19 protein-coding genes are annotated in these 19,022 nt (G+C 40.8%); 13 read left to right on the top strand and 6 right to left on the bottom strand.

What is annotated here, in order from left to right:
* Positions 1–61 precede the first annotated feature (61 nt).
* Positions 62–286 carry a hypothetical protein gene (locus V7K41_RS17300; protein WP_334850045.1) on the top strand — a complete coding sequence of 75 codons (225 nt, stop codon included), beginning with the start codon at positions 62–64 and terminating at the stop codon, positions 284–286.
* A gap of 203 nt (positions 287–489) precedes the next feature.
* Here V7K41_RS17300 and V7K41_RS17295 read toward each other — a convergent pair whose 3' ends face one another.
* Both V7K41_RS17295 and V7K41_RS17290 read right to left on the bottom strand, forming a co-directional pair.
* Positions 490–1,458, bottom strand: a complete 969-nt coding sequence (locus V7K41_RS17295; protein ID WP_334850043.1) for a water stress protein WSP1 — start codon at positions 1,456–1,458, stop codon at positions 490–492.
* A gap of 1,103 nt (positions 1,459–2,561) precedes the next feature.
* Entirely contained in the window at positions 2,562–2,924 is a 363-nt protein-coding gene (locus tag V7K41_RS17290; RefSeq protein WP_334850041.1) for a hypothetical protein, read from the bottom strand.
* Between the two features lie 256 nt (positions 2,925–3,180).
* On the opposite strand from V7K41_RS17290, the gene V7K41_RS17285 reads away from it, so the two are divergent.
* Together V7K41_RS17285 and V7K41_RS17280 are read left to right on the top strand one after the other, a co-directional pair.
* Positions 3,181–4,236 (top strand): DMT family transporter, encoded by a 1,056-nt coding sequence (locus tag V7K41_RS17285; RefSeq protein WP_334850040.1) that lies wholly within the window; start codon positions 3,181–3,183, stop codon positions 4,234–4,236.
* Positions 4,237–4,625: 389 nt separating this feature from the next.
* Entirely contained in the window at positions 4,626–5,318 is a 693-nt protein-coding gene (locus V7K41_RS17280) for a DUF2996 domain-containing protein (protein ID WP_334850038.1), read from the top strand.
* 73 nt (positions 5,319–5,391) lie between these two features.
* On the opposite strand, the gene V7K41_RS17275 is transcribed toward V7K41_RS17280, so the two are convergent.
* Positions 5,392–5,889, bottom strand: a complete 498-nt coding sequence (locus V7K41_RS17275) for a TM2 domain-containing protein (RefSeq protein WP_334850036.1) — start codon at positions 5,887–5,889, stop codon at positions 5,392–5,394.
* A 754-nt stretch (positions 5,890–6,643) separates the two neighbouring features.
* Between V7K41_RS17275 and acsF the strand changes: the two genes are divergently transcribed.
* Together acsF and V7K41_RS17265 are read left to right on the top strand one after the other, a co-directional pair.
* On the top strand, positions 6,644–7,720 hold the full coding sequence (acsF, locus tag V7K41_RS17270; RefSeq protein ID WP_334850034.1) for a magnesium-protoporphyrin IX monomethyl ester (oxidative) cyclase: 1,077 nt from the start codon (positions 6,644–6,646) through the stop codon (positions 7,718–7,720).
* An 880-nt stretch (positions 7,721–8,600) separates the two neighbouring features.
* The gene (locus V7K41_RS17265; RefSeq protein ID WP_094348271.1) at positions 8,601–9,113 is read left to right on the top strand and encodes a hypothetical protein; all 513 of its coding nucleotides are present in this window, start codon (positions 8,601–8,603) and stop codon (positions 9,111–9,113) included.
* A gap of 73 nt (positions 9,114–9,186) precedes the next feature.
* On the opposite strand, the gene V7K41_RS17260 is transcribed toward V7K41_RS17265, so the two are convergent.
* Complete coding sequence (locus V7K41_RS17260; RefSeq protein WP_334850032.1) at positions 9,187–9,768, bottom strand: thioredoxin family protein; 582 nt, start codon at positions 9,766–9,768, stop codon at positions 9,187–9,189.
* A gap of 146 nt (positions 9,769–9,914) precedes the next feature.
* Positions 9,915–10,130 (bottom strand): chlorophyll a/b-binding protein, encoded by a 216-nt coding sequence (locus V7K41_RS17255; protein ID WP_094348273.1) that lies wholly within the window; start codon positions 10,128–10,130, stop codon positions 9,915–9,917.
* Between the two features lie 180 nt (positions 10,131–10,310).
* Between V7K41_RS17255 and V7K41_RS17250 the strand changes: the two genes are divergently transcribed.
* The 4 genes from V7K41_RS17250 (at position 10,311) to V7K41_RS17235 (ending at position 14,163) form a co-directional block, all read left to right on the top strand.
* Complete coding sequence (locus tag V7K41_RS17250) at positions 10,311–11,804, top strand: thymidylate synthase (protein WP_334850030.1); 1,494 nt, start codon at positions 10,311–10,313, stop codon at positions 11,802–11,804.
* A gap of 243 nt (positions 11,805–12,047) precedes the next feature.
* Positions 12,048–12,872, top strand: a complete 825-nt coding sequence (locus V7K41_RS17245) for a hypothetical protein (RefSeq protein ID WP_334850028.1) — start codon at positions 12,048–12,050, stop codon at positions 12,870–12,872.
* A gap of 235 nt (positions 12,873–13,107) precedes the next feature.
* Positions 13,108–13,542 carry a nucleoside 2-deoxyribosyltransferase gene (locus V7K41_RS17240; protein WP_334850026.1) on the top strand — a complete coding sequence of 145 codons (435 nt, stop codon included), beginning with the start codon at positions 13,108–13,110 and terminating at the stop codon, positions 13,540–13,542.
* 48 nt (positions 13,543–13,590) lie between these two features.
* Positions 13,591–14,163 (top strand): deoxycytidylate deaminase, encoded by a 573-nt coding sequence (locus V7K41_RS17235; protein WP_334850024.1) that lies wholly within the window; start codon positions 13,591–13,593, stop codon positions 14,161–14,163.
* Between the two features lie 52 nt (positions 14,164–14,215).
* On the opposite strand, the gene V7K41_RS17230 is transcribed toward V7K41_RS17235, so the two are convergent.
* Positions 14,216–14,752 carry a P-loop NTPase family protein gene (locus V7K41_RS17230; RefSeq protein ID WP_334850022.1) on the bottom strand — a complete coding sequence of 179 codons (537 nt, stop codon included), beginning with the start codon at positions 14,750–14,752 and terminating at the stop codon, positions 14,216–14,218.
* Positions 14,753–15,201: 449 nt separating this feature from the next.
* Here V7K41_RS17230 and V7K41_RS17225 point away from each other — a divergent pair, with 449 nt between their 5' ends.
* From V7K41_RS17225 to V7K41_RS17210, 4 genes are all read left to right on the top strand, one after another.
* Entirely contained in the window at positions 15,202–15,825 is a 624-nt protein-coding gene (locus tag V7K41_RS17225) for an adenylate kinase family protein (RefSeq protein ID WP_334850020.1), read from the top strand.
* Between the two features lie 150 nt (positions 15,826–15,975).
* On the top strand, positions 15,976–16,719 hold the full coding sequence (rph, locus tag V7K41_RS17220; RefSeq protein ID WP_334850019.1) for a ribonuclease PH: 744 nt from the start codon (positions 15,976–15,978) through the stop codon (positions 16,717–16,719).
* 275 nt (positions 16,720–16,994) lie between these two features.
* On the top strand, positions 16,995–17,717 hold the full coding sequence (pgl, locus tag V7K41_RS17215; RefSeq protein WP_334850017.1) for a 6-phosphogluconolactonase: 723 nt from the start codon (positions 16,995–16,997) through the stop codon (positions 17,715–17,717).
* 322 nt (positions 17,718–18,039) lie between these two features.
* Positions 18,040–18,879 (top strand): FHA domain-containing protein, encoded by an 840-nt coding sequence (locus V7K41_RS17210; protein WP_334850015.1) that lies wholly within the window; start codon positions 18,040–18,042, stop codon positions 18,877–18,879.
* Positions 18,880–19,022 lie beyond the last annotated feature (143 nt).

The raw sequence follows: 19,022 nt of genomic DNA, 5'->3' as shown, positions 1-19,022 counted from the left end.
GTTAGATAGCATGAAAACTTGGGAATACTAACCTAAAAGATATATTGTCAGGGATTTAGCTATGCCAAACGAAGCTGCTAACCAAGAGCAAGACTTCCTAATTGATTTATTAAGAGCGACTTATCAAAATCAGGAAGTATATCCAATTCTGCAACATAACTTAAGTAAACTCAATGATAATTTAGCTTTCATATTGCGGAAATGGGTAAGCGATCGCCCACAACAAGATGTACGGTTGCGCTACGCACAACCATCACTCAAACTTAATTTTCTTTACAAGTATTAACTAGTTTATAAGTGCCAAATTGAACTTGTTATTAAAACTGACGTATGTATTCTGTTTTGATAAATTTCAAAATAAAAATCCAGTTAGTCTTGACAAAAAGTACAGGTAGTTTGGCAAATAAAATTTTTTATCTTTAGATCCGTTCTTCAACTCTTGTAAAAGTAGTTTTTACAAGAGTTGAAGAAAGAGCATCTTAACGACTGTTATTTATTAGCAATCGTAAAGCCTTCATACTGAACAGGTGTTGTTGCCAAAGCATTTGGTAAAGTAACGTTACCAAGTAAGGTGGCGGTTGCAAAGCCAGCGCCATTAGAACCTGTGGCACTACCTAAAGTTAAACCTGATGCAGCAAGTTCATCTTGGTAACCTGTGATCTCATAGACAGCGCCAGTTTCCAACCAACCGATCAATCTTTGAGAACCGAAGTTAGTAAATGACAAATCAGAATCTGCGTTGACATTCAGAGGTTGCCCTGAAGGAGTTCTCAGAGCAATCGGCGCAGATAGCTCACCAGTGAGCAGATCAACTTTGTAAAGATTGTTCCCATTTCCATCAGAGGTATGGAAATCGCTAGCAAAAGCGCGAGTCTTACCAGGATTAAGATTGTCGATAGCTAATCCATCGGCAAATTTTCCAGGGTTGGTAGGTTGAGTTCCTTGTCTTTGTGCAGCAGTAGTAGCTGGGCCAAAGCCGTCTACAAGGCTAATAGTTCCAGGGTTACCTGTAGTAATTTTATAAAGTGAGCTTCCTACTGGTTCTCCACCAAGATTAGCAGTTTTATTTCCTGAAATGTTGTACAGAGCATTTTGTTGCTTACTAAAGTCAGCACCTGACTCAAATCCAAAACGATGTAAGTCAGATGGTGTATGTGTTGGTGAGGTTATGGACTTCTGATCTACATTAGCGACAATAACAACTGGATCAATTGGATTTGGAGGATTAGTGGCCCGTGCTTCGTTAACTGCAATTACGTTTCCGGTAGTAGGGTTAGTTGCCAAACCTTCTAGATCTGCGTTAGTAACAGTACCTGCAATATCGATTGTACCTACTTTTGTAGGAGTAATAGAACCTGTAGGTGCAGAAGGGATCAAAAAGCGGTAAACATCAAGTTGCTTGCCATTACTAGCGTTTGAGTCACGATCCTCTCCAATGGTATAGCCGTAAAGAGCCATAAGAATTTTCCCCTTATTCAAACTGTAAAACTTTTGAGAACACTTCAAACACAGCGTATTGCTATCTGACTAAAAGCTTGTACGACACAAACAAAACTAACCTTCCCAGGTTGAGATTTAAGATTAGTCTGCGTTATCTTACTTTGCTTATATAGCAGAGAAATTTGCAAAACTGAAATACTACTAAACTTTTGACTTTAAACAAGCTAAGACAACTTAACTCAAGATTTTTGTAATTACTATTTACTCAATTTCTGAAAGTAGGATATGTGAGAACTTGATGTCGGGAGTATAAATCTCAAACCTACATCAAATTACACTTCCAGATATGTTTTTGGAACCCATTATTCCCAAACTAGATTACAATGATCCGAGAGTTAAGCATCTTTAATTTGCCCATTAAAAGTCAAAACTTAAAGTTGTAAATTGTATTTGAAGTTATCTTAACAGCACTATATTTGACTAATGTTAAGGTTTAATAACATCTTGGTTAAGGTTTAATAGTTGCTGAGTGTTTTCACTCGCTGATATACTTCTTCCATTGTTTCAACAAAAAAAGCACATTGGGGTAAAGTAATATATAAGTAGGCTTTCTCCTTGTGAAACCGCTACCGATTACTTCTAAGTTGCATGGAGCAATTTACTCAATCCTTTTGTCTTGCCAAATCTGATTTTGTAGAGTTTCACAAAGAAAGAGAATTTTACTAGATAAAATACCACAGTTAATTAATACATTTGACAAAGGTATTAGTACAGGCAGAAGTTGACTAATTTAATAGCTATTAAATAATTTATCTTCGCAGGCGATCGCTTTTAGTCTACTCACTTTAAAATAATTGGGGCAAGAATAATTAAATAAAAGTTCAATAGTAAAATTAAAAATAGTTTTTCATATATTACTGTTTTCCTTTAACCTGAGTATTCTAGAAACTTAATAACTTTTTGAAGAAGAATAAATCAGACTTTTACTAAAGTGTAAACGCACAGCATAAAGCCGGAGACGTTTCCGCTACTCCGGGCTTTTCTCCATATATTGCAACCTAGATGCAATCAAATTGCTCCTCTAGTTTCAGCAAAATATTAATTAGAAAGTGGATTTATTATTACTTAACTTCGCTGGGTTCAAATTTAGTTACCTTACCTTTTTTAATGGCAACAATCACATCGTAATGCGAACAGTAAGCGAATGTGACATCATTAGCTTTATTATAAAGATTAACTACATGACCTGCACCACCTACCTGGATACCGATTGGTTCCAAGTCACCAAAAAAGAAACGACGCAGTTGATCGCCACTACCAATTTGACCCTTACTCTTAGTAAGCAAGTCTAGTTTTTGTGCTACAGACATTTCTTCAGCTGCTGATGCCTGCACTAATGACGGATTGATCGCCTTTAATGGTACGTCCCAAACTGTGAAAAAACCAACCAAAGCTACACTTGTAAGAAAGGGTGCGAGTTTCATTTGTTACTTCTCTTCTTTGTTTTATCCTGAACATCCCAAGCATCTCAGTTGCCAGTGAGAGCTGATTGAAACTAAGCCACTATTTTCATGAATTTATCCCTTGAGAAAATTTAGTGAATTCTCAGCATTTTCTCAGGTAATTATGGTTCCTCAAAGTCACAGGATAATTTAAGTATTTTCTCAACAAAACCTCATTTTGAAGTGCGTGAAAGTAACTTAATATGATGAGCAATGCTTTCATTGCAGTGATGTTATTGTGACTAGACCCAAAAGACCACATCGCCAAATCCATAGAATTTCGGGACAAACATATCTCTGGCTAGCAATGCTAATTTTTGGAGCATCTAGCGCCGTTACTCGGAAGCTAACAGAAATTGGTGCTCAACATCTGATCGGTAATCGCAATCCGATTTCTTTGTGTAATGTTTTATTCGTCGGAAACCTTTGCGCCTTGATACTTCTGATCCTCATCTATGGGCGGCAGTGGAACAAAGCTACTTTGAAGCAACTTTCAAGCAAAGATTGGGTCAGTCTAACGGCAGTAGCTATTTTATTAGGAGCGTTAGCCCCTGGCTTAATTTTCCAGGCACTGGCACTTACAGGGGTGAACAATGTCATCTTAGTGGGACGCTTGGAACCGCCTCTAACTCTGGCTTTATCAGTCTGGTTATTGAGAGAACGGGTAAATATTTGGGAATTTTTTGGTGCGATCGCAGCTTTTGTTGGTGTTATCCTAACTATTATCCTTCAGCCTCCAACAGAAACCATGATGAACATGGGAGGTTTCGGTTTAGGCATAGGGGAACTTTTGGCCGCAGCCGCATCTGTGGCTATAGCCGCTTCTACGATTATTAGCAAGAAACACCTTTCGCAGATTCCTTTGGGAATCTATAGCATTTTTCGGACTGCACTAGGAACTGTAATCTTTTTCTTTTTTGCTTTAATCCTCTATGGTAGGGATCATTTCGCTGGTGTCCTCTCACCATTCTTGTGGCAGTGGATGTTTCTTTATGGCGGGTTGATTGTGGTGCTAGGCCAGTCTTTTTGGATTAAAGGCTTGAAAACTTCTACTGCTTCTATGGCTTCCTTGGTTAGCTCATTTGGCCCAATTGTGGGAATTATAGCAGCCTATTTAATTTTGGGTGAAGCCCCTACCCGACCTCAATATATTGGTGGTAGCTTGATTTTAGTAGGCATATTCTTGAGCCAAGTTGGTAGCAGGCGTCAGACTTCTAGCATTGCATCTGACAAAGTGAGTTCTACTCCAGCACAGCAACAGGTAGAAACTGGTATGGGATTCAAAGGGATTTGAAGGAGGCGGTGGGTAAAAAAGCTTATATCCTAAGCCTTTGCATTATTTCTAACTGTAAGTAGGTGGGTGGGAAAATTTATCGTTGAGATAAGGCAGAAGGCAGAAGGCAGAGGGCAGGAGGCAGGAGGGAAGAGAGTTTTAGCCTAGTTAATCTTTCTTCACATAGTTTGGTTTTATTGTGCCGACTTACTTACAGTTATTTTTGCTGTGTTGCATTGGTACAGCATGGCTGAAGTAAACCACCCATCCTAAATAAATGAAATCCTTACAATATAAGAATTCCGAATTCCGAATTCCGCCTTGCAGTACTAGTATGTCAAAATAAAAATACCCGATACATCAAGGTGAGCGATCGCTCCCAAAGCTAGATTAAAGGATTGACCTGAGCAATGGCAGACCCAACCAATCACAATCAAGCGGGAGAAGTAGCTCCCAGCACTGTTGACAAGCAAGCTCCCAGTGTGGCTGAAGAACACGCTCCTAGTACAGACTCGCCCGAAGCCACAGACATTCCTACTGCCAACGCGCCAGATCCTAAAGCCGCAAACCCCGAAGATAATCCCAATGCTGCTAAACCAGCTCCTGCATCACCCAAGCGAGAAAAACCCGCCGCCGCAGCTAAAGCCGCAACAGGAGAAAAACCCGCCGCCGACGCAACAGGAGAAAAACCCGCCGCAGCTAAAGCCCCTAAAAAGGAAAAAGCCCCAGCTGTTGAAGATAAGCCATTTGTAGAGTTCATTGAGCAAGACTACTTGCCAGCTTTACAAAAAGCGATCGCTCAAAAAGGCGTACAAGATTTACAGGTGTCTTTTGCCAAGCAGAAGATGCCAATTACTGGCTTTGAATCCGCCGAAGAATGCTGGCAAATTATCGGCAGTTGGTCAGAAATTGGTAAGCGTCAGTTTAACCTGTATTTCCCCGAAGAAGATATTCAAGGGAAAAAGGGATTTTCTTGTAATGAAGGCAAAAAACCCAGCACTCTTGAGTCATTCCTAATCGATGAACGCAAAATTACCCTTGATTTATTGGTATATGGCTTAGTTCAGCGCTTGGACGGTCAAAAGTGGTTAGGTAGAAATTAGTCATTGGTCATTGGTCATTAGTTTTTAACAAAGGACAAATGACAAATGACAAATGACAAATGACAAATGACAATTAAAGTTCGTGGAAATGGTAGGTAACGGCTCCAGTATTGGGGTCGTTATCAATTTTTACATAACCTGATTTATACATCTCTTTGAGTGTAGCTTCCACTTCAGCAAAGCTAGCTCCCGTGAACTTTACGCCTTGAGTGACAGTTAAAATACCACCCTTGTTTTCCGCCGCTTCAATCAGTTTCACCATGAGTTGGTTGCCTGTTGGACGGTAGATTTGAGAAGCAACCACTGCTTGATTCAACGGCACACCAAAGGGAGAGACACCCGCTTTTAATCTCAAATTGTATTCGTATTCGTCAACTATGTTAGGGATAAAGAACAAATCCACAAATTGCCCTATACCAAACACGCCACCAGTCAACAGCCATAACAAACCAGTTCCGATCTTGCCATTGTAGAAACGGTGCAATCCTCCCACCCCCATAAATCCGACTGCACACAAGATATAAGAGACAAGAAGTCGGTCTTTTTGCTGCTGATTGTTTTCAAGATTCATCTTGTTTTCAACCTTTGGATTTACTCTTGTTGTTTAAAATAGGTTTGCCAATCTATTTTTTATACTAAGTACTAATAGCCATATTTAGATCGTGCATAAGTTGCTTGCTAGCAATTTTCGTAGTGTCCACTACTGTTCGCTGCAACTCTGATTTGAAGTTGTGCGCATTGTCCAATCTCTAGTTATTAATAAGAGTGTAAGATATCACTAAAGCACTTATGATTTTTCAGTAATTATGCTAATCATGGATTGTTAATTTTAAGCTGCTCAACGTATTAATAGAACCCTATGAATTTATTTTAGTAACAACCACAGAAAATTACTGAGATAGTAGTGCTTTGAGAATCAAGAGGTAAGTGCTACTCCACTCGATCAAAATAATGCTGCTCATTCAACTACATTTATTTGACTACCAATCTGCGATTTTTGATTCCGCAAATATTGAATGATTGTTGCAACTCTTAATGTTTTGCTTACAAATTTCTCACCCGCACCTTGGTAGACTGAACTTTATACAATTCGATTATTGTGGGCTGTTGCGGTTTGCCAGAGCATTTCTGGTCAGGCAGTCGGGTCTTTTCCTAAAGGGAGAGGCTAGCGCCAACGGGAGCCAGTGCGTTGGGCGGCTCTGCCGACTTGAAGCAACTGGCGTGGTTTCCTTTATGAGGAACTGCCGTTACCGTGGCGGTAGAGACGTAGGAGCGTCACCCGAAAGGTCTACTTAAGATAATAAAGACGAAAGAGAAATCAAGACATGGTAGATTCCCTCAAAAAACCAGGCTTTGAAGAAATCCGGCCAGGGATTAAAGTCCCGGCAAAAGAAACCCTGTTAACACCTCGGTTTTATACTACCGATTTTGATGAAATGGCACGGATGGATATCTCCGTCAACGAAGATGAGTTAAGAGCCATTCTTGAAGAGTTCCGCACTGACTACAACCGCCACCACTTTGTTCGGGATGCCGAGTTTGAACAATCCTGGGATCATATTGACGGGGAAACTCGTCGATTGTTCGTTGAATTTCTAGAACGTTCCTGTACGGCAGAGTTTTCCGGCTTTTTGCTGTATAAAGAACTTGGTCGTCGCTTGAAAGGCAAAAACCCTGTTTTGGCTGAGTGTTTTAACCTGATGTCACGGGATGAAGCGCGTCACGCTGGCTTTTTGAACAAAGCTTTGTCGGACTTTAATCTGTCCCTAGATTTAGGGTTTTTGACTAAGAGTCGCAGTTATACCTTCTTTAAACCGAAATTCATCTTCTACGCTACTTATCTTTCTGAGAAAATTGGTTATTGGCGCTACATCACCATTTATCGCCATTTAGAAGCACATCCCGAAGACCGGGTTTATCCAATCTTCCGGTTCTTTGAAAACTGGTGTCAAGATGAAAACCGTCACGGCGATTTCTTTGATGCGGTCATGAAATCTCAGCCGCAAATGTTGGATGATTGGAAAGCACGGCTGTGGAGTCGGTTCTTCCTGTTGTCGGTATTTGCGACAATGTATCTCAATGACATCCAACGCAAGGACTTTTATGCCACCCTCGGATTGGATGCACGAGAATACGATATCCATGTAATTCAGAAGACCAACGAAAATGCAGGTCGGGTATTCCCATTGATGCTGGATGTAGAGAATCCAGAGTTTTATCAGCGCTTGGATACTTGTATAAGCAATAACCAAAAGCTGGGTGCGATCGCTAACTCCAACACTCCCAAATTCCTGCAATTCTTCCAAAAACTGCCACTTTACATCTCCAATGGCTGGCAGTTATTGCGGCTGTACCTGATGAAACCGATTGATACTGTTTCTGCTCAAGGGGCAGTTCGTTAATTTATAACAGATTTGCAAAAGCTTTGGTGGTTCTGCTGATTGTAGAGCCACTTTTTTTGTCCTTTTTCCAAGCCAATGATTACCGAGATGTCAACCAATTAGTACTGCGATCGCTAATTTGTTAGCAGGCAAAAATCGGATCTGATCGACAAACTAGTACAGTTCGGCGTAAATAAACCACCCATTCAAAATCAATGAAACGCTTGCGCTGTATTAATTTTGAATTTTGAATTTTGAATTCCGCCTTGGGGTACTAGTAGTCTGTCAAGAAATAATTGACGAATAAATTTTCTGTAGAGACGGCGATTTATCACGTTTCTCCAACTTTCCTCTTTCTTCTCTGCCAGACGCGCAATGGGCAGACCAAAGTATTGCTGAGTCAATGAATTTTACTTTTTACTCAGCAATATTTTGGTGAGAAAGGTTTTCGTGAGTTTCTACGGTTATAACAGAAGCCGACATTAGGATACACTGGCATTTGAATACACCGGAAGTTCATCAGCGACTTAGTTTGTCGCTTCTGGTGACTTCCTGCTTAGTATCCTATCGCTTTTGGCTGTATGAAACTTACTCCAATCTACGGTAAGTCTCCCTCAAAAAGGTTTCTTACCCTCTAAAACGACTGCCACTGTTTTGAAGCTATAGCCTTAGAATATTTACAAGCTTTACTTACGAATTAGCTTTCTCTAGATAAAAATACCGTTTTTGCTGTGTAAGCTGACATTCTACCTGTTTCATCCAGATTTGTGTAGCTTATTAACAAATCAGCGGATTCATTAATATTAAGCCTGTTTTACTATTTAGTTTCCTACCCCGACCTATTAGACAGCTAGAGTGTTCATTTCATTTTGTTCAATAGCTTTTAGCCCTTATCGCTCCCATGCTGACCCATCACCGCAAGCCCGTGTGCTTATCACTTATTTCTACTGACCTACCAATCTGGTCTGTTGTCGAAACTGCCGCGACATTGTATCAAAAAGATACTGATCGATTTCATTTACTAATGACCGCACCACCCTTAATTAGCTGCGAAGTAGAGAGTGTCATAAGTCCAGAAGACACACTTCCCCAAAGTAAGAGCAAAGCTTACGCCCCTAACAGTCCCAGAATTTTGTGGCTGGAGATATCCCCTTACCGAGTCATCATGACTATGCAAGGTAATGCTCAAGTGAGTTACCGTCATTTTTGGGAACAGGGCGTTTATGGCATTAGTCGCTATTGGTTGCCAACTGAGTCATTACAACCTAACGATCCCATTCGTTTACGAAATTTTACTCGTAGCCTAACTCTCAACGGACATCCCTTGCCAGAGAATTTGCGGCTGGAATATGAATTGTGGGCAGAAAAAGTCCAATTAGGATGCTACATACTGAATTTGGAAATTAAACATTAATAGTCGTGGGCAGTAGGGAGTAGGGAGTAGGGAAAAGTTTTTACAATGCCTCATGCCCAATGCCCAATCCTTCTTAACCAAAATAACTAGGTTGGTTTCCAGGTTTCCATTTAATATTGCAACCAACACTCGGCTTTTGCTCGCTTGTAACAGGTTTACCCGCTAGCACTGCTTCAATGGCTGCGCGTAAATCTGCACCTGTTACGGGTTTACCATTACTGGGGCGGCTATCATCTAATTGTCCCCGATAAACAAGTTGGCGATCGCCATCAAATACAAAAAAATCTGGCGTGCAAGCTGCTGTGTAAGCTTTTGCCGTTTCCTGGCTCTCGTCGTAGCATAAGGTAAAATTTAACCCTTGTTCTGTAGAAAATGCTTGTAACGACTCTGGCGCATCATCTGGGTAATTCTTTGCATCGTTGGCACTGATGGCAACGATCGCTAAATCACTTGTAAAATAATCTCTTCCTAACTGCACTAATTCTTTTTGGACGTGTTTTACAAACGGGCAATGCCGACAAATAAACATTACCAACAGTGCTTTTTTATCTGCAAAGGTAGAAAGTGAAGTTGCCTTTCCAGATACTACTTCCGGTAGATTAAAATCTGGTGCTTTAGTGCCTAGCGGCAACATAGTTGAAGCAGTTAAAGCCATAGTTCACCCAATATTTTTACGCTGACAACTAACGGCTTTTGTTATCAGTATATTTTCACTCTAGCACTAAGTTTTCCATAAATTAAGAGACGGTAAAATTACCGTCTCCTATCATTTTTTGAGAGTTATGTTAAATAAATTAGTTTTTACAGACTTGCCAAAACACCAACAATACCGTGTCCTGTAAATACTTCTAATGCTATCAGAGAGACAAAACCAATCATTGCTAAACGACCGTTGAGCATTTCTGCATAGGGAGTGAAACCAGTGCGATCGCCTTGCTCATCTATATAAACTTTTGGCTCGATTGCAAAGTTGTTCAGTTTGCCTTGGTCGTCAATGATAGCAGTGCTTGTACGCATGGATTTTCCCCTGTCTTCTCTTTATGTAAATAACTGTAACAAAGATATTAATATTTGTAAAGCAAACATATTAATTTATCATGTTAAGTAAAATTCCAAAGCCTACTTTCTAGGAAACTAGTACCAATTTAGATTTAGTGATAAAATAAAAGATTGTTAATTTTTTATTTTTAGCCAATCATGACAGCAACGGGTAAGGCAACCCAATTTGAGTACAAAGCACTGCACAAGCCCAACCAGCTTATTTATGGCCTAGGTCAGACGGCAGTGATCACAGGATGGACAGTAAAGCAGGCGATCGCTAAACACCTGCAACCCGAAGAGTATGCTGTAATTGGGCAACTATACTCGCCTACCCGTGGGATAAACTTACTAATTCGCAATTTACTGTATAATCCTCACGTTAGGTATTTAGTAGTTCTAAACGCTACTAAAGAAGACAATAACGCAGGTGCGTGTCAATGCTTGCTGGACTTTTTCCGCGATGGCTTTGAAGAAGGTGTGTGTGATACTGGGTTGCGTTGCTGGGTAATTCGCTCCCCTATCCCTGGATATATTGATCTTCAAGTGGAAGCTAGTGCTTTAGAAGACTTGCGGGAGTCAATAAAGTATCACGAAACCAAATCCATCTCTGAAGCCGTTAGTCTAGTTAAGTCATATGCCCAACAGAAAGCGCTTGCTGCATGGGGTTTGCGCTTAAATTTTCTTATGCCTACTGTTGAACCAACTATCTTACCTGGACCGAGATACGGTCACAGAATTGAGGGTAAGACTATAGCAGAAACTTGGGTAAAAATCATTCATCGGATTAAAACAACAGGAACAATTAGACCAACTGGCTATGATGGGCAATGGCAAGAATTAATTGATTTAATGGCAATTATTACTGATGAACCTGCTGACTTTTTTTTTCCTGAGCCGAATTATTTGCCAATTGACCCTCCTTTTCTTGAAGAATACGTTTCGCAGATTTTAGATGATGCACCTTCTAGGGAAGGGTTGAAATATACATATGGTCAACGTTTACGTTCCTGGTTTGAGCGTGACCAAATTGACCAGGTGATTCAGAAGTTAATTGGAGAAATTGATGCTGCTAGTGCAGTGATGAACTTATGGGATGTAAAAGACCATGAAAAAGGTGGTAGCCCTTGTCTTAATCATATTTGGTTGAGAGTGGTTGATAATGAATTATCACTAACTGCAACTTTTAGAAGTAATGATATGTTTGCCGCCTGGCCTGCAAATGCAATGGGATTGAGGGCTTTGCAACAACATATTAGGGATGAAATTGCTCAACGTTGTGAGTATGACTTGAAAATGGGACCACTCATAACTATTAGTCAGTCTGCTCATATATATGATGATACCTGGGACAATGCAGAAAGGCTAATTGCAAATCAATACGCTGCAATTTTTAATCAGCGTAACTATTATGACCCCTCTGGCAATTTCGTAATTGAGGTTGATGGCAAAGAGATAGTCATTACTCACACAACCCCTGGTAGTGGTGAGGTGATTAAGTCTTATCGTGGAAAAAACCCCCTCAGCCTACTAAGAGAGATTTGTGCTACCTCTCCAGCAATTCAACCTGAACATACTGGTTATTTAGGTATTGAACTGCAAAAGGCTAGTAACTGTATTAAAACTTGCAAGTCTTATATTCAGGATCAGTAAGCGAAAAAACTGTAATTCATATAAATAAACAGCAATACTAAGGTGGATATCTCCGTGCTAAATATATAAAGTAATTTGCAACACACCAGAATATAAATTAAAATACGTGTAATCAAAGTAGCCTTTTCTTCAAGACAGTCAGAGTGTCCTATTTAGCTACTGACACGATGTGCTTGACTTTATAACTACATCGGATGTCTTTGTGGAAAATTCTATTGGTTTGTGGAATTAGGGAGTATTTGGATGTCAGTCTTGAGCGATCGGGATATTGTTAGGGAACTTAGTAAAGGTATACTTTTTTATCCTCTCAAGCCAGATAGTATAAGGGCTTGTGATTTATGTTTAACTGCTAGTGAATATGCATACGCGATTGGACAAAAGCAACGTTTGACTATTCAAACAGAACTAAAGACAAGTAAGCCAGATGAGGAACAGAAGTTTTTCTACATACCTCCAAGAGATACTGCCTTAGTATGGACTGATGAAGCTGTTTACCTCAGTGGCTACTTTCGTGGCCCACTTTACTCAATGGTTGGGCTAGTCTCGAAAGGTATGGGACACATTGGTACGCGAGTAAATCCTTATTGGTCAGGTGTTCTTTGTATAGCCCTTCATAACATTTCAGATGAAATGCTTAGAATTAATGTAAGAGATGTGAATCAGCCAATTGCCTATTTGGCTATTGAAAAATTAAGTTCTAAGTCATCAAGTAACCGCAATACAGATAGACCTGCAAGACTTGATATTCTTATTGGTTTGCCTAATCGTAATGAAATTGATGATTTTTTCAATAGAAAAGAACATAGTTGGATGACAGGCGATACAGATTTACTAAGGAAACTTATGCTGGAGTCAGAGGAGTATAAAAAACTTAAAATTAGTGTTCATGAAACATTGCTAAGTATTCTTGGACAAGATACATCAGCGAAATGGGCAGCAGTTGCTGCAATAGGAACCTTATTATCAGCAATATTTGCAGGAATTCCATTATTTCAAAGAGTTAAAACTCCCATTCCAGAGACACGAACCGAACCGAACAAAACAGTAAATACACCTTTAAATAAGTAATAAGATATCTTCGCTTTAAAAAATATTTTATTTACAATTAATAGTAATTATTGATAAAGGTCTGTTTAATAAACAATAGAGCCATAATACTATTATAATTGAATAATAACATTTAACTTAAAATATAAAATAGATTATATTTTCAGAAGAAATTAGTATACTTTTTGAGAAAAACATTAATCAATAATTTAAAATAAAATGTAATTTTATTTTTAATGTAAGGTAGCTATTAAATATGCACACAATATATGTATCTGGTGCGCTAACTAATGTAGAGAATCCAGCAGAGTCTAAGGCACTTTATGAAAAAATTGGTTTCCTTTGCGAAGAAATTGGTCTTCAAGCTTATGTTCCACACAAACAAACTGATCCAGTAAATAATCCTGAGATTAGTCCTCGTGAAGTTTTTGACCAAGATAAGTATCAAGTCAGCAATTCGGACTTAGTTATTGCTTACCTTGGTTCACTATCCTTTGGTGTTGGAATGGAGTTAGCTTTCGCAGAGACAAACAACATTCCTATTATTCTTCTATACGAAACAGGTAAAAAAATATCAAGATTTCCACGCGGCATTCCCACTGTGATTGCTGAAATACAGTTTCACAATCATGAAGATGCTTTGAATCAGCTTAAAAATATTTTGGATAAGTGGAACCCAGAACATCCATAGTTTCCGTTGTCAGCAAAGCAGTAGAATAAAGTTTGAAATTGATAGATTATGCAAAATATTTCCCTAAACGATGAACCTCATCAAAGACCAACATGGGATGAATACTTTTTGATGTTGGCTAAACTTGCAGCAACTCGCTCAACGTGTTTAGCCTTTCCAGTGGGTGCTGTGATTGTGAAAAACAAGCAGGTCGTAGCAACAGGTTACAATGGCTCACCATCGGGTTCGGCCCATTGTACGGCTCAAGGATACTGCTATCCGGGATTAAGTAGCTGTGATGCTAGTAAAACTTTACCATCAAGGGCTGTACACGCAGAAGCAAATGCGATCGCACAAGCAGCAAAGCATGGGACTTCTACAGATGGTGCAAGTATTTACGTTACTCTAGAACCTTGTCTGTCTTGTTTGAAATTAATTATCTCCGCAGGAATTAAGGAAGTGTTTTATGAAACTTCTTTCAATAGCGGCGAGAAAGCCTTGGTGAGAGATTCCTTTGTGAATGAAAATCTAGTTACCCTTAAACAGATTCACTTATCTCAAGTAACGGCACACCAAGCTGCTCAATTTCTCCTCAATCCGACATCTGTAGCTAGAACAGTAAGGTGTGTTCACGAACTTTAACACACCTCTGATTGAAGATTATTACATCCAAAATCTCAAATCCTGAAATTGTTTAAGGTCGATAACTCCGACGGATTTCTGTAATTTGATCTGCTACATCAAGAAGAGATTTGGGCATCTCTGGACCTGTGAGAATAATATCGACGTGGGGAGGGCGTTTTGCCAAAAATGCTAAAACTTCCGTTTCCGAAATTAAACCAAAGTTAATCGCTAAACTTAACTCATCTAACACCACGAGAGAATACTTGCTCGCACACACAACTTGTTGTGTATATTGCCACAACTTTTGTAAAGCTTGGTTTTCTGTATCGTCTAAATGTGGTGTATCGATACAACGAGGCAAATCACAGCGAATCCAATCTAAATTTTGTCCTAATTGTATAGGTCGATCTTGTCCTTGGCGAATACCTCCTTTGAGAAACTGCACTATTAATACTGGCGTTCCTTGTCCAGCTATTCTCAGTGATTGAGCCATCACGCTCGTAAAAAAGTTGCGATGGGAACTAGTGAAAACTTGCACTAGTCCTTCAACTGTATATGGTAGGGTTAGGGTTGAATTGATACTTTGAGTTTCTAGTTGGGCAACCATAAAGTTAAGTTCAAAAAAATACAATAAGGAAAGGGTTATTACTAGCAGTGAAACTGACAAATTTGCCTGTATAATCAATCTGTTTTTCACAGGTGTGGTGGATTTGGCAAATTGCATTCTTAGTCAAACACTAGGTTTGTATTGAAGTCAAGAGTTATTTTGATTTACGGCATATTTCAGGTAAATGAAGTACATAGACAAAACCCGAAAGCTTGTAGAAACGTTGTATGTAACGTCTCTAGATGTATTTTATAAAACCGCTAACCGCTGTAAATTTTCGTCTTTTCTCTGAAATAAATTGTAAAAATGAAAACATCAGAGTTACAGCTCGAATTATTTAAAAAAGCTAGGCAGAACGCCTGAAAATCGCTAAATGTTAGATTTGTCGGTTGTTTGGGCAAAACAGACTTAGCAAGTAAGGAATTTGAGAGGATGAGGAGTAAATTGTTGTGAGATTGGTGATTCTGGGAGGTTCAGGATCGGGGAAAAGCACTCAAGCACAAAGGCTTTGCAGATACTTTGATATTCCTCTGATTTCTATAGGTGAGATTTTACGGTTAGCAATATCTGGCAATCAGCCCCTGCCGGAATTTCGATGGTTGGAAGCCGATCCCCGGACTTCTCTTTCGGTTTACGCTAGCTTGAATGAACTAGGCTACCACGCACAGCCCTATATGCAAAAAGGGGAGTTAGTTCCAGACGAAATGATTATTGAATTGATCCGAATACGCCTCAGACAACCAGACATTAACTGCGATTGGGTGTTAGAAGGCTATCCCCGTACTGCGTTCCAAGCTGAAGAATTAGATTTTTTATTGGATGATTTAGGGCAAAAGCTAGATTGGGCAATTTATCTCCAAGTCCCGGAAGCAGTGATGGTTAGTCGATCCTTGGGGCGATCACTACCAGATGACCAACCAGAAATCGTGCAGCGCCGTGTAGAATTGTTCTACGATCGCACCATTCCCATCCTAGAATATTACGACCGTCGTCGCTGCTTGTTGACCATCAACGGCGACCAATCACCAGAGATAGTGCAGCAAAATATTTTGACTCTGCTTTCAGTTCCTTAGAAGAGTGCTGAGTGCTGAGTGCTGAGTGGGGGAGTTAGGAGTTAGGAAGAATTCTTCCCAATGCCCAATGCCCAATGCCCTCAAATGATGTATTTGCAACACTAAGGTAATCTTAAGGCAGTATTTATTGTAAAACTTGAGGCAACTCCAATGGCTTGGCAGCGTCCTGACGGTCGGATTCCCTACGAACTACGTCCGATCAGTTTTCACCCCAGTTTCACCCGCTTTGCCCCCGGTTCTGTTCTTGCAAGATGCGGTGATACTCAGGTACTTTGTACTGTTAGCGTTAATAAGGGAGTTCCGAAGTTTCTTGAAGGAACTGGTAAAGGCTGGCTAACTGCTGAGTACCGGATGCTACCATCTGCTACCCAAAAACGCCAAGAAAGAGAATTATTGAAACTATCTGGACGGACCCAAGAAATTCAACGTTTAATTGGACGCAGCTTACGCGCAGCAGTGGATTTTGAGGCACTGGGAGAACGCACGCTGACTGTGGATGCTGATGTGTTGCAAGCAGATGCTGGAACTCGGACAACAGCCATTACAGGCTCGTTTGTGGCGTTAGCTCATGCGATTTCTAAATTATTGCAAGAGGGCGTGTTGGAGCGATCGCCTTTGTGTGGACAGGTTGCAGCAGTTTCCGTAGGATTACTGGAGGGAAAGCCATTTTTGGATCTAAATTATATTGAAGATGTGGCTGCAACAGTAGATTTTAATGTGGTGATGAATCAACACCTGGGAATCATTGAAGTCCAAGGAACAGCCGAAGAAGGCAGCTTTAGCCGCACCCAGTTAGATCAACTGCTAGATGTCGCCCAAAAAGGAATTCAAGAATTGTTAATTGCCCAACGTGAAGCGATCGCTGACTGGGAAGCGTTATTTGTAATTAATTAGTTTTATTAACTTTTAATAAGAATTAATAAATGTATCCTCTGTGGCGTTAATCAACCAAGTATCAAGTAACTGGATGTAAATAAAAATAATCATGAAAGTATCTAGTAGTTAGTACGACTCACTACTGACAATTTACCGTTAAAGGCGATCGGAGGTGCGTCTACGTTTTTCCAGCTGACCTAATCCACGATGTTAAATGTTTCAAAAGTTAAAAAGGGGGATTGTAATAAGTTCGGTATTGTATTGCCAGAAGCCAGCAATATGAAGATGAAACCATGAACAAAACCGTTGAAGTTCTACCAGATCAGCCAGCGCTGGTTGCACGAGCGCTAGAATTAATCTTGTCTAAGTTAGAAACTGCCATTGAGCAGCGGGGGCGGTTTACCATCGCCTTGTCTGGTGGCAGTACACCTAAACCGTTATACGAAGCAATCGCTACTCAAAAACTGCCTTGGGATAAAATTCATATATTCTGGGGGGATGAGCGTTACGTACCACCAGATCACCCCGATAGCAATGAACTGATGACGCGTCGTGCGTGGTTAGATCGCGTTGATATCCCAGCGGCTAACATTCACACCGTACCAACTTTAGAAGCCAATCCAGAACTGGCTGCTGCCAAGTACGAACAACATCTTAAAGAGTTTTTTAATTCTTTTGGTGTCGAGTTTCCCCCTTTGGATGTAGTATTACTAGGAATGGGTGATGATGCACATACCGCATCTTTGTTTCCCCACACAGAGGCTCTTAAAGTACGCGATCGCCTCGTCACTGTAGGTAACAAAGACGGAAACCCCAGGATAAGTTTCACATATCCCTTCATCAACTCTGCTCGTAGCGTGATTTTTCTGGTTGCTGGTGCTAATAAACGACCAGCTTTAGCGCAAGTCTTTGCACCTGTAGCTGATGACTTTACTTACCCATCTCGCTTAATTCAGCCTCAAGGAGAACTTTGGTGGCTGCTGGATGCGGCAGCAGGTTTGGAACTTCAACATTGAACAATCGGGCATTGGGCATTGGCCAAACAGGGCATTAAGAAGAGACAAGGTAGACAAGGAAGAGGGGGGAGATAAGGGAGAGACTTGTTCAATAATTCCCCCCTGCTCCCTGCTCCCTGCTCCCTGCTCCCCTGCCTCCCCTGCCTCCCCTGCCTCCCCTGCCTCCCCTGCCTCCCCTGCCTCCCCTGCTCCCCTTCCCCGTGTAAGAGTATCCAATTCATCGTTCCATTAGCAGTAATTGCTAGAATCTAAATCTAGGGCCGCCCTCCGCTTGCCAGTCCTAACTATATTTATGATGATCTTGAACAAAGGCTAAATATCGATGATCGTCTGCCCTAATTGCAATCATCCCAACCCTGACGGCGCTGTCCAATGTGAAGCTTGTTATACACCGTTACCTGCGACTACTAATTGCCCCAGTTGTGGGGCAACTGTGCAGGCAGATGCTGCATTCTGCGGTCAGTGTGGCTATAACCTTCACTCCGCAGGTGTTCCACACGTTCATACCGCAGTAGCTGCAACAGTAACTCCCGATATTCCTGTGGAAGTGCCAGCGTTAGTTCCACCCGATCCACTGTTAGAACTTTTACAACCAGATGCCTTGGGAATAAGCGGTTCTACTAACTCCCGTCCTCCCGAATCATCTTTACCACCAACAGAGGTGGCAGTTCCCCCAGAACCAGCGCCACAGGTACCTGTTACAGTAAGCAGCCCCCCAGAGCCAGTGCCAAATGTTGTAGCTCAACCCGTAGTCTCTGGACAAAGTAGTATTCCAACTCCACCACCTGTGGAACCAACACCAACTGGAACTGCTGCCAGAACGCAATTGCAGCAGGTTACAGCACGGTTAATCCACGTTCAAAGCGATCGCTTAATTGAATTGCCGCAAAATTTCTCTGTGATTCATATCGGCAAGCCCAATGACCGGATTCCTCCAGATATAGATGTTTCAGGATTTCCCAATTCCGAAATTGTCTCGCGGATTCATGCAGATATTCGCGTCGAGGGAGATGCTCATTATGTAGAGGATGTGGGAAGTTCTAATGGCACTTACATCAATAATTTGCCACTTTTACCAGGGAACCGTCATCGCTTGCGACCAGGCGATCGCATCAGCTTGGGTAAAGGAGACTTGATGACATTCCTCTTTCAACTTGCTTAACTGATTCTCGATCGATTGTGACATCAGTCTAAGTATTTTCTGCCCATCCTCCGGCATCCATTTTGGAGGAGAAACAAATGAACTGCATCAGATAAGCGACGGATAACTATGTTGTTCTTGATAGCGCCATAGTTGACAGCCGT

It is taken from the genome of Nostoc sp. (genome assembly GCF_036917415.1).
Lineage (GTDB): Bacteria > Cyanobacteriota > Cyanobacteriia > Cyanobacteriales > Nostocaceae > Nostoc.
This window is presented reverse-complemented; position numbering and strand designations above follow the sequence as displayed.

What these genes read in the sequence shown, in the direction of transcription:
- V7K41_RS17240 (WP_334850026.1), top strand. Translation starts at nt 13,108, where the DNA reads ATGCACACAATATATGTATCTGGTGCGCTAACTAATGTAGAGAATCCA.
- acsF (WP_334850034.1), top strand. Translation starts at nt 6,644, where the DNA reads ATGGTAGATTCCCTCAAAAAACCAGGCTTTGAAGAAATCCGGCCAGGG.
- pgl (WP_334850017.1), top strand. Translation starts at nt 16,995, where the DNA reads ATGAACAAAACCGTTGAAGTTCTACCAGATCAGCCAGCGCTGGTTGCA.
- V7K41_RS17260 (WP_334850032.1), bottom strand. Translation starts at nt 9,768, where the DNA reads ATGGCTTTAACTGCTTCAACTATGTTGCCGCTAGGCACTAAAGCACCA.
- V7K41_RS17210 (WP_334850015.1), top strand. Translation starts at nt 18,040, where the DNA reads ATGATCGTCTGCCCTAATTGCAATCATCCCAACCCTGACGGCGCTGTC.
- V7K41_RS17300 (WP_334850045.1), top strand. Translation starts at nt 62, where the DNA reads ATGCCAAACGAAGCTGCTAACCAAGAGCAAGACTTCCTAATTGATTTA.
- V7K41_RS17290 (WP_334850041.1), bottom strand. Translation starts at nt 2,924, where the DNA reads ATGAAACTCGCACCCTTTCTTACAAGTGTAGCTTTGGTTGGTTTTTTC.
- V7K41_RS17275 (WP_334850036.1), bottom strand. Translation starts at nt 5,889, where the DNA reads ATGAATCTTGAAAACAATCAGCAGCAAAAAGACCGACTTCTTGTCTCT.
- V7K41_RS17250 (WP_334850030.1), top strand. Translation starts at nt 10,311, where the DNA reads ATGACAGCAACGGGTAAGGCAACCCAATTTGAGTACAAAGCACTGCAC.
- V7K41_RS17255 (WP_094348273.1), bottom strand. Translation starts at nt 10,130, where the DNA reads ATGCGTACAAGCACTGCTATCATTGACGACCAAGGCAAACTGAACAAC.
- V7K41_RS17280 (WP_334850038.1), top strand. Translation starts at nt 4,626, where the DNA reads ATGGCAGACCCAACCAATCACAATCAAGCGGGAGAAGTAGCTCCCAGC.
- V7K41_RS17245 (WP_334850028.1), top strand. Translation starts at nt 12,048, where the DNA reads ATGTCAGTCTTGAGCGATCGGGATATTGTTAGGGAACTTAGTAAAGGT.
- rph (WP_334850019.1), top strand. Translation starts at nt 15,976, where the DNA reads ATGGCTTGGCAGCGTCCTGACGGTCGGATTCCCTACGAACTACGTCCG.
- V7K41_RS17265 (WP_094348271.1), top strand. Translation starts at nt 8,601, where the DNA reads ATGCTGACCCATCACCGCAAGCCCGTGTGCTTATCACTTATTTCTACT.
- V7K41_RS17235 (WP_334850024.1), top strand. Translation starts at nt 13,591, where the DNA reads ATGCAAAATATTTCCCTAAACGATGAACCTCATCAAAGACCAACATGG.
- V7K41_RS17295 (WP_334850043.1), bottom strand. Translation starts at nt 1,458, where the DNA reads ATGGCTCTTTACGGCTATACCATTGGAGAGGATCGTGACTCAAACGCT.
- V7K41_RS17230 (WP_334850022.1), bottom strand. Translation starts at nt 14,752, where the DNA reads ATGGTTGCCCAACTAGAAACTCAAAGTATCAATTCAACCCTAACCCTA.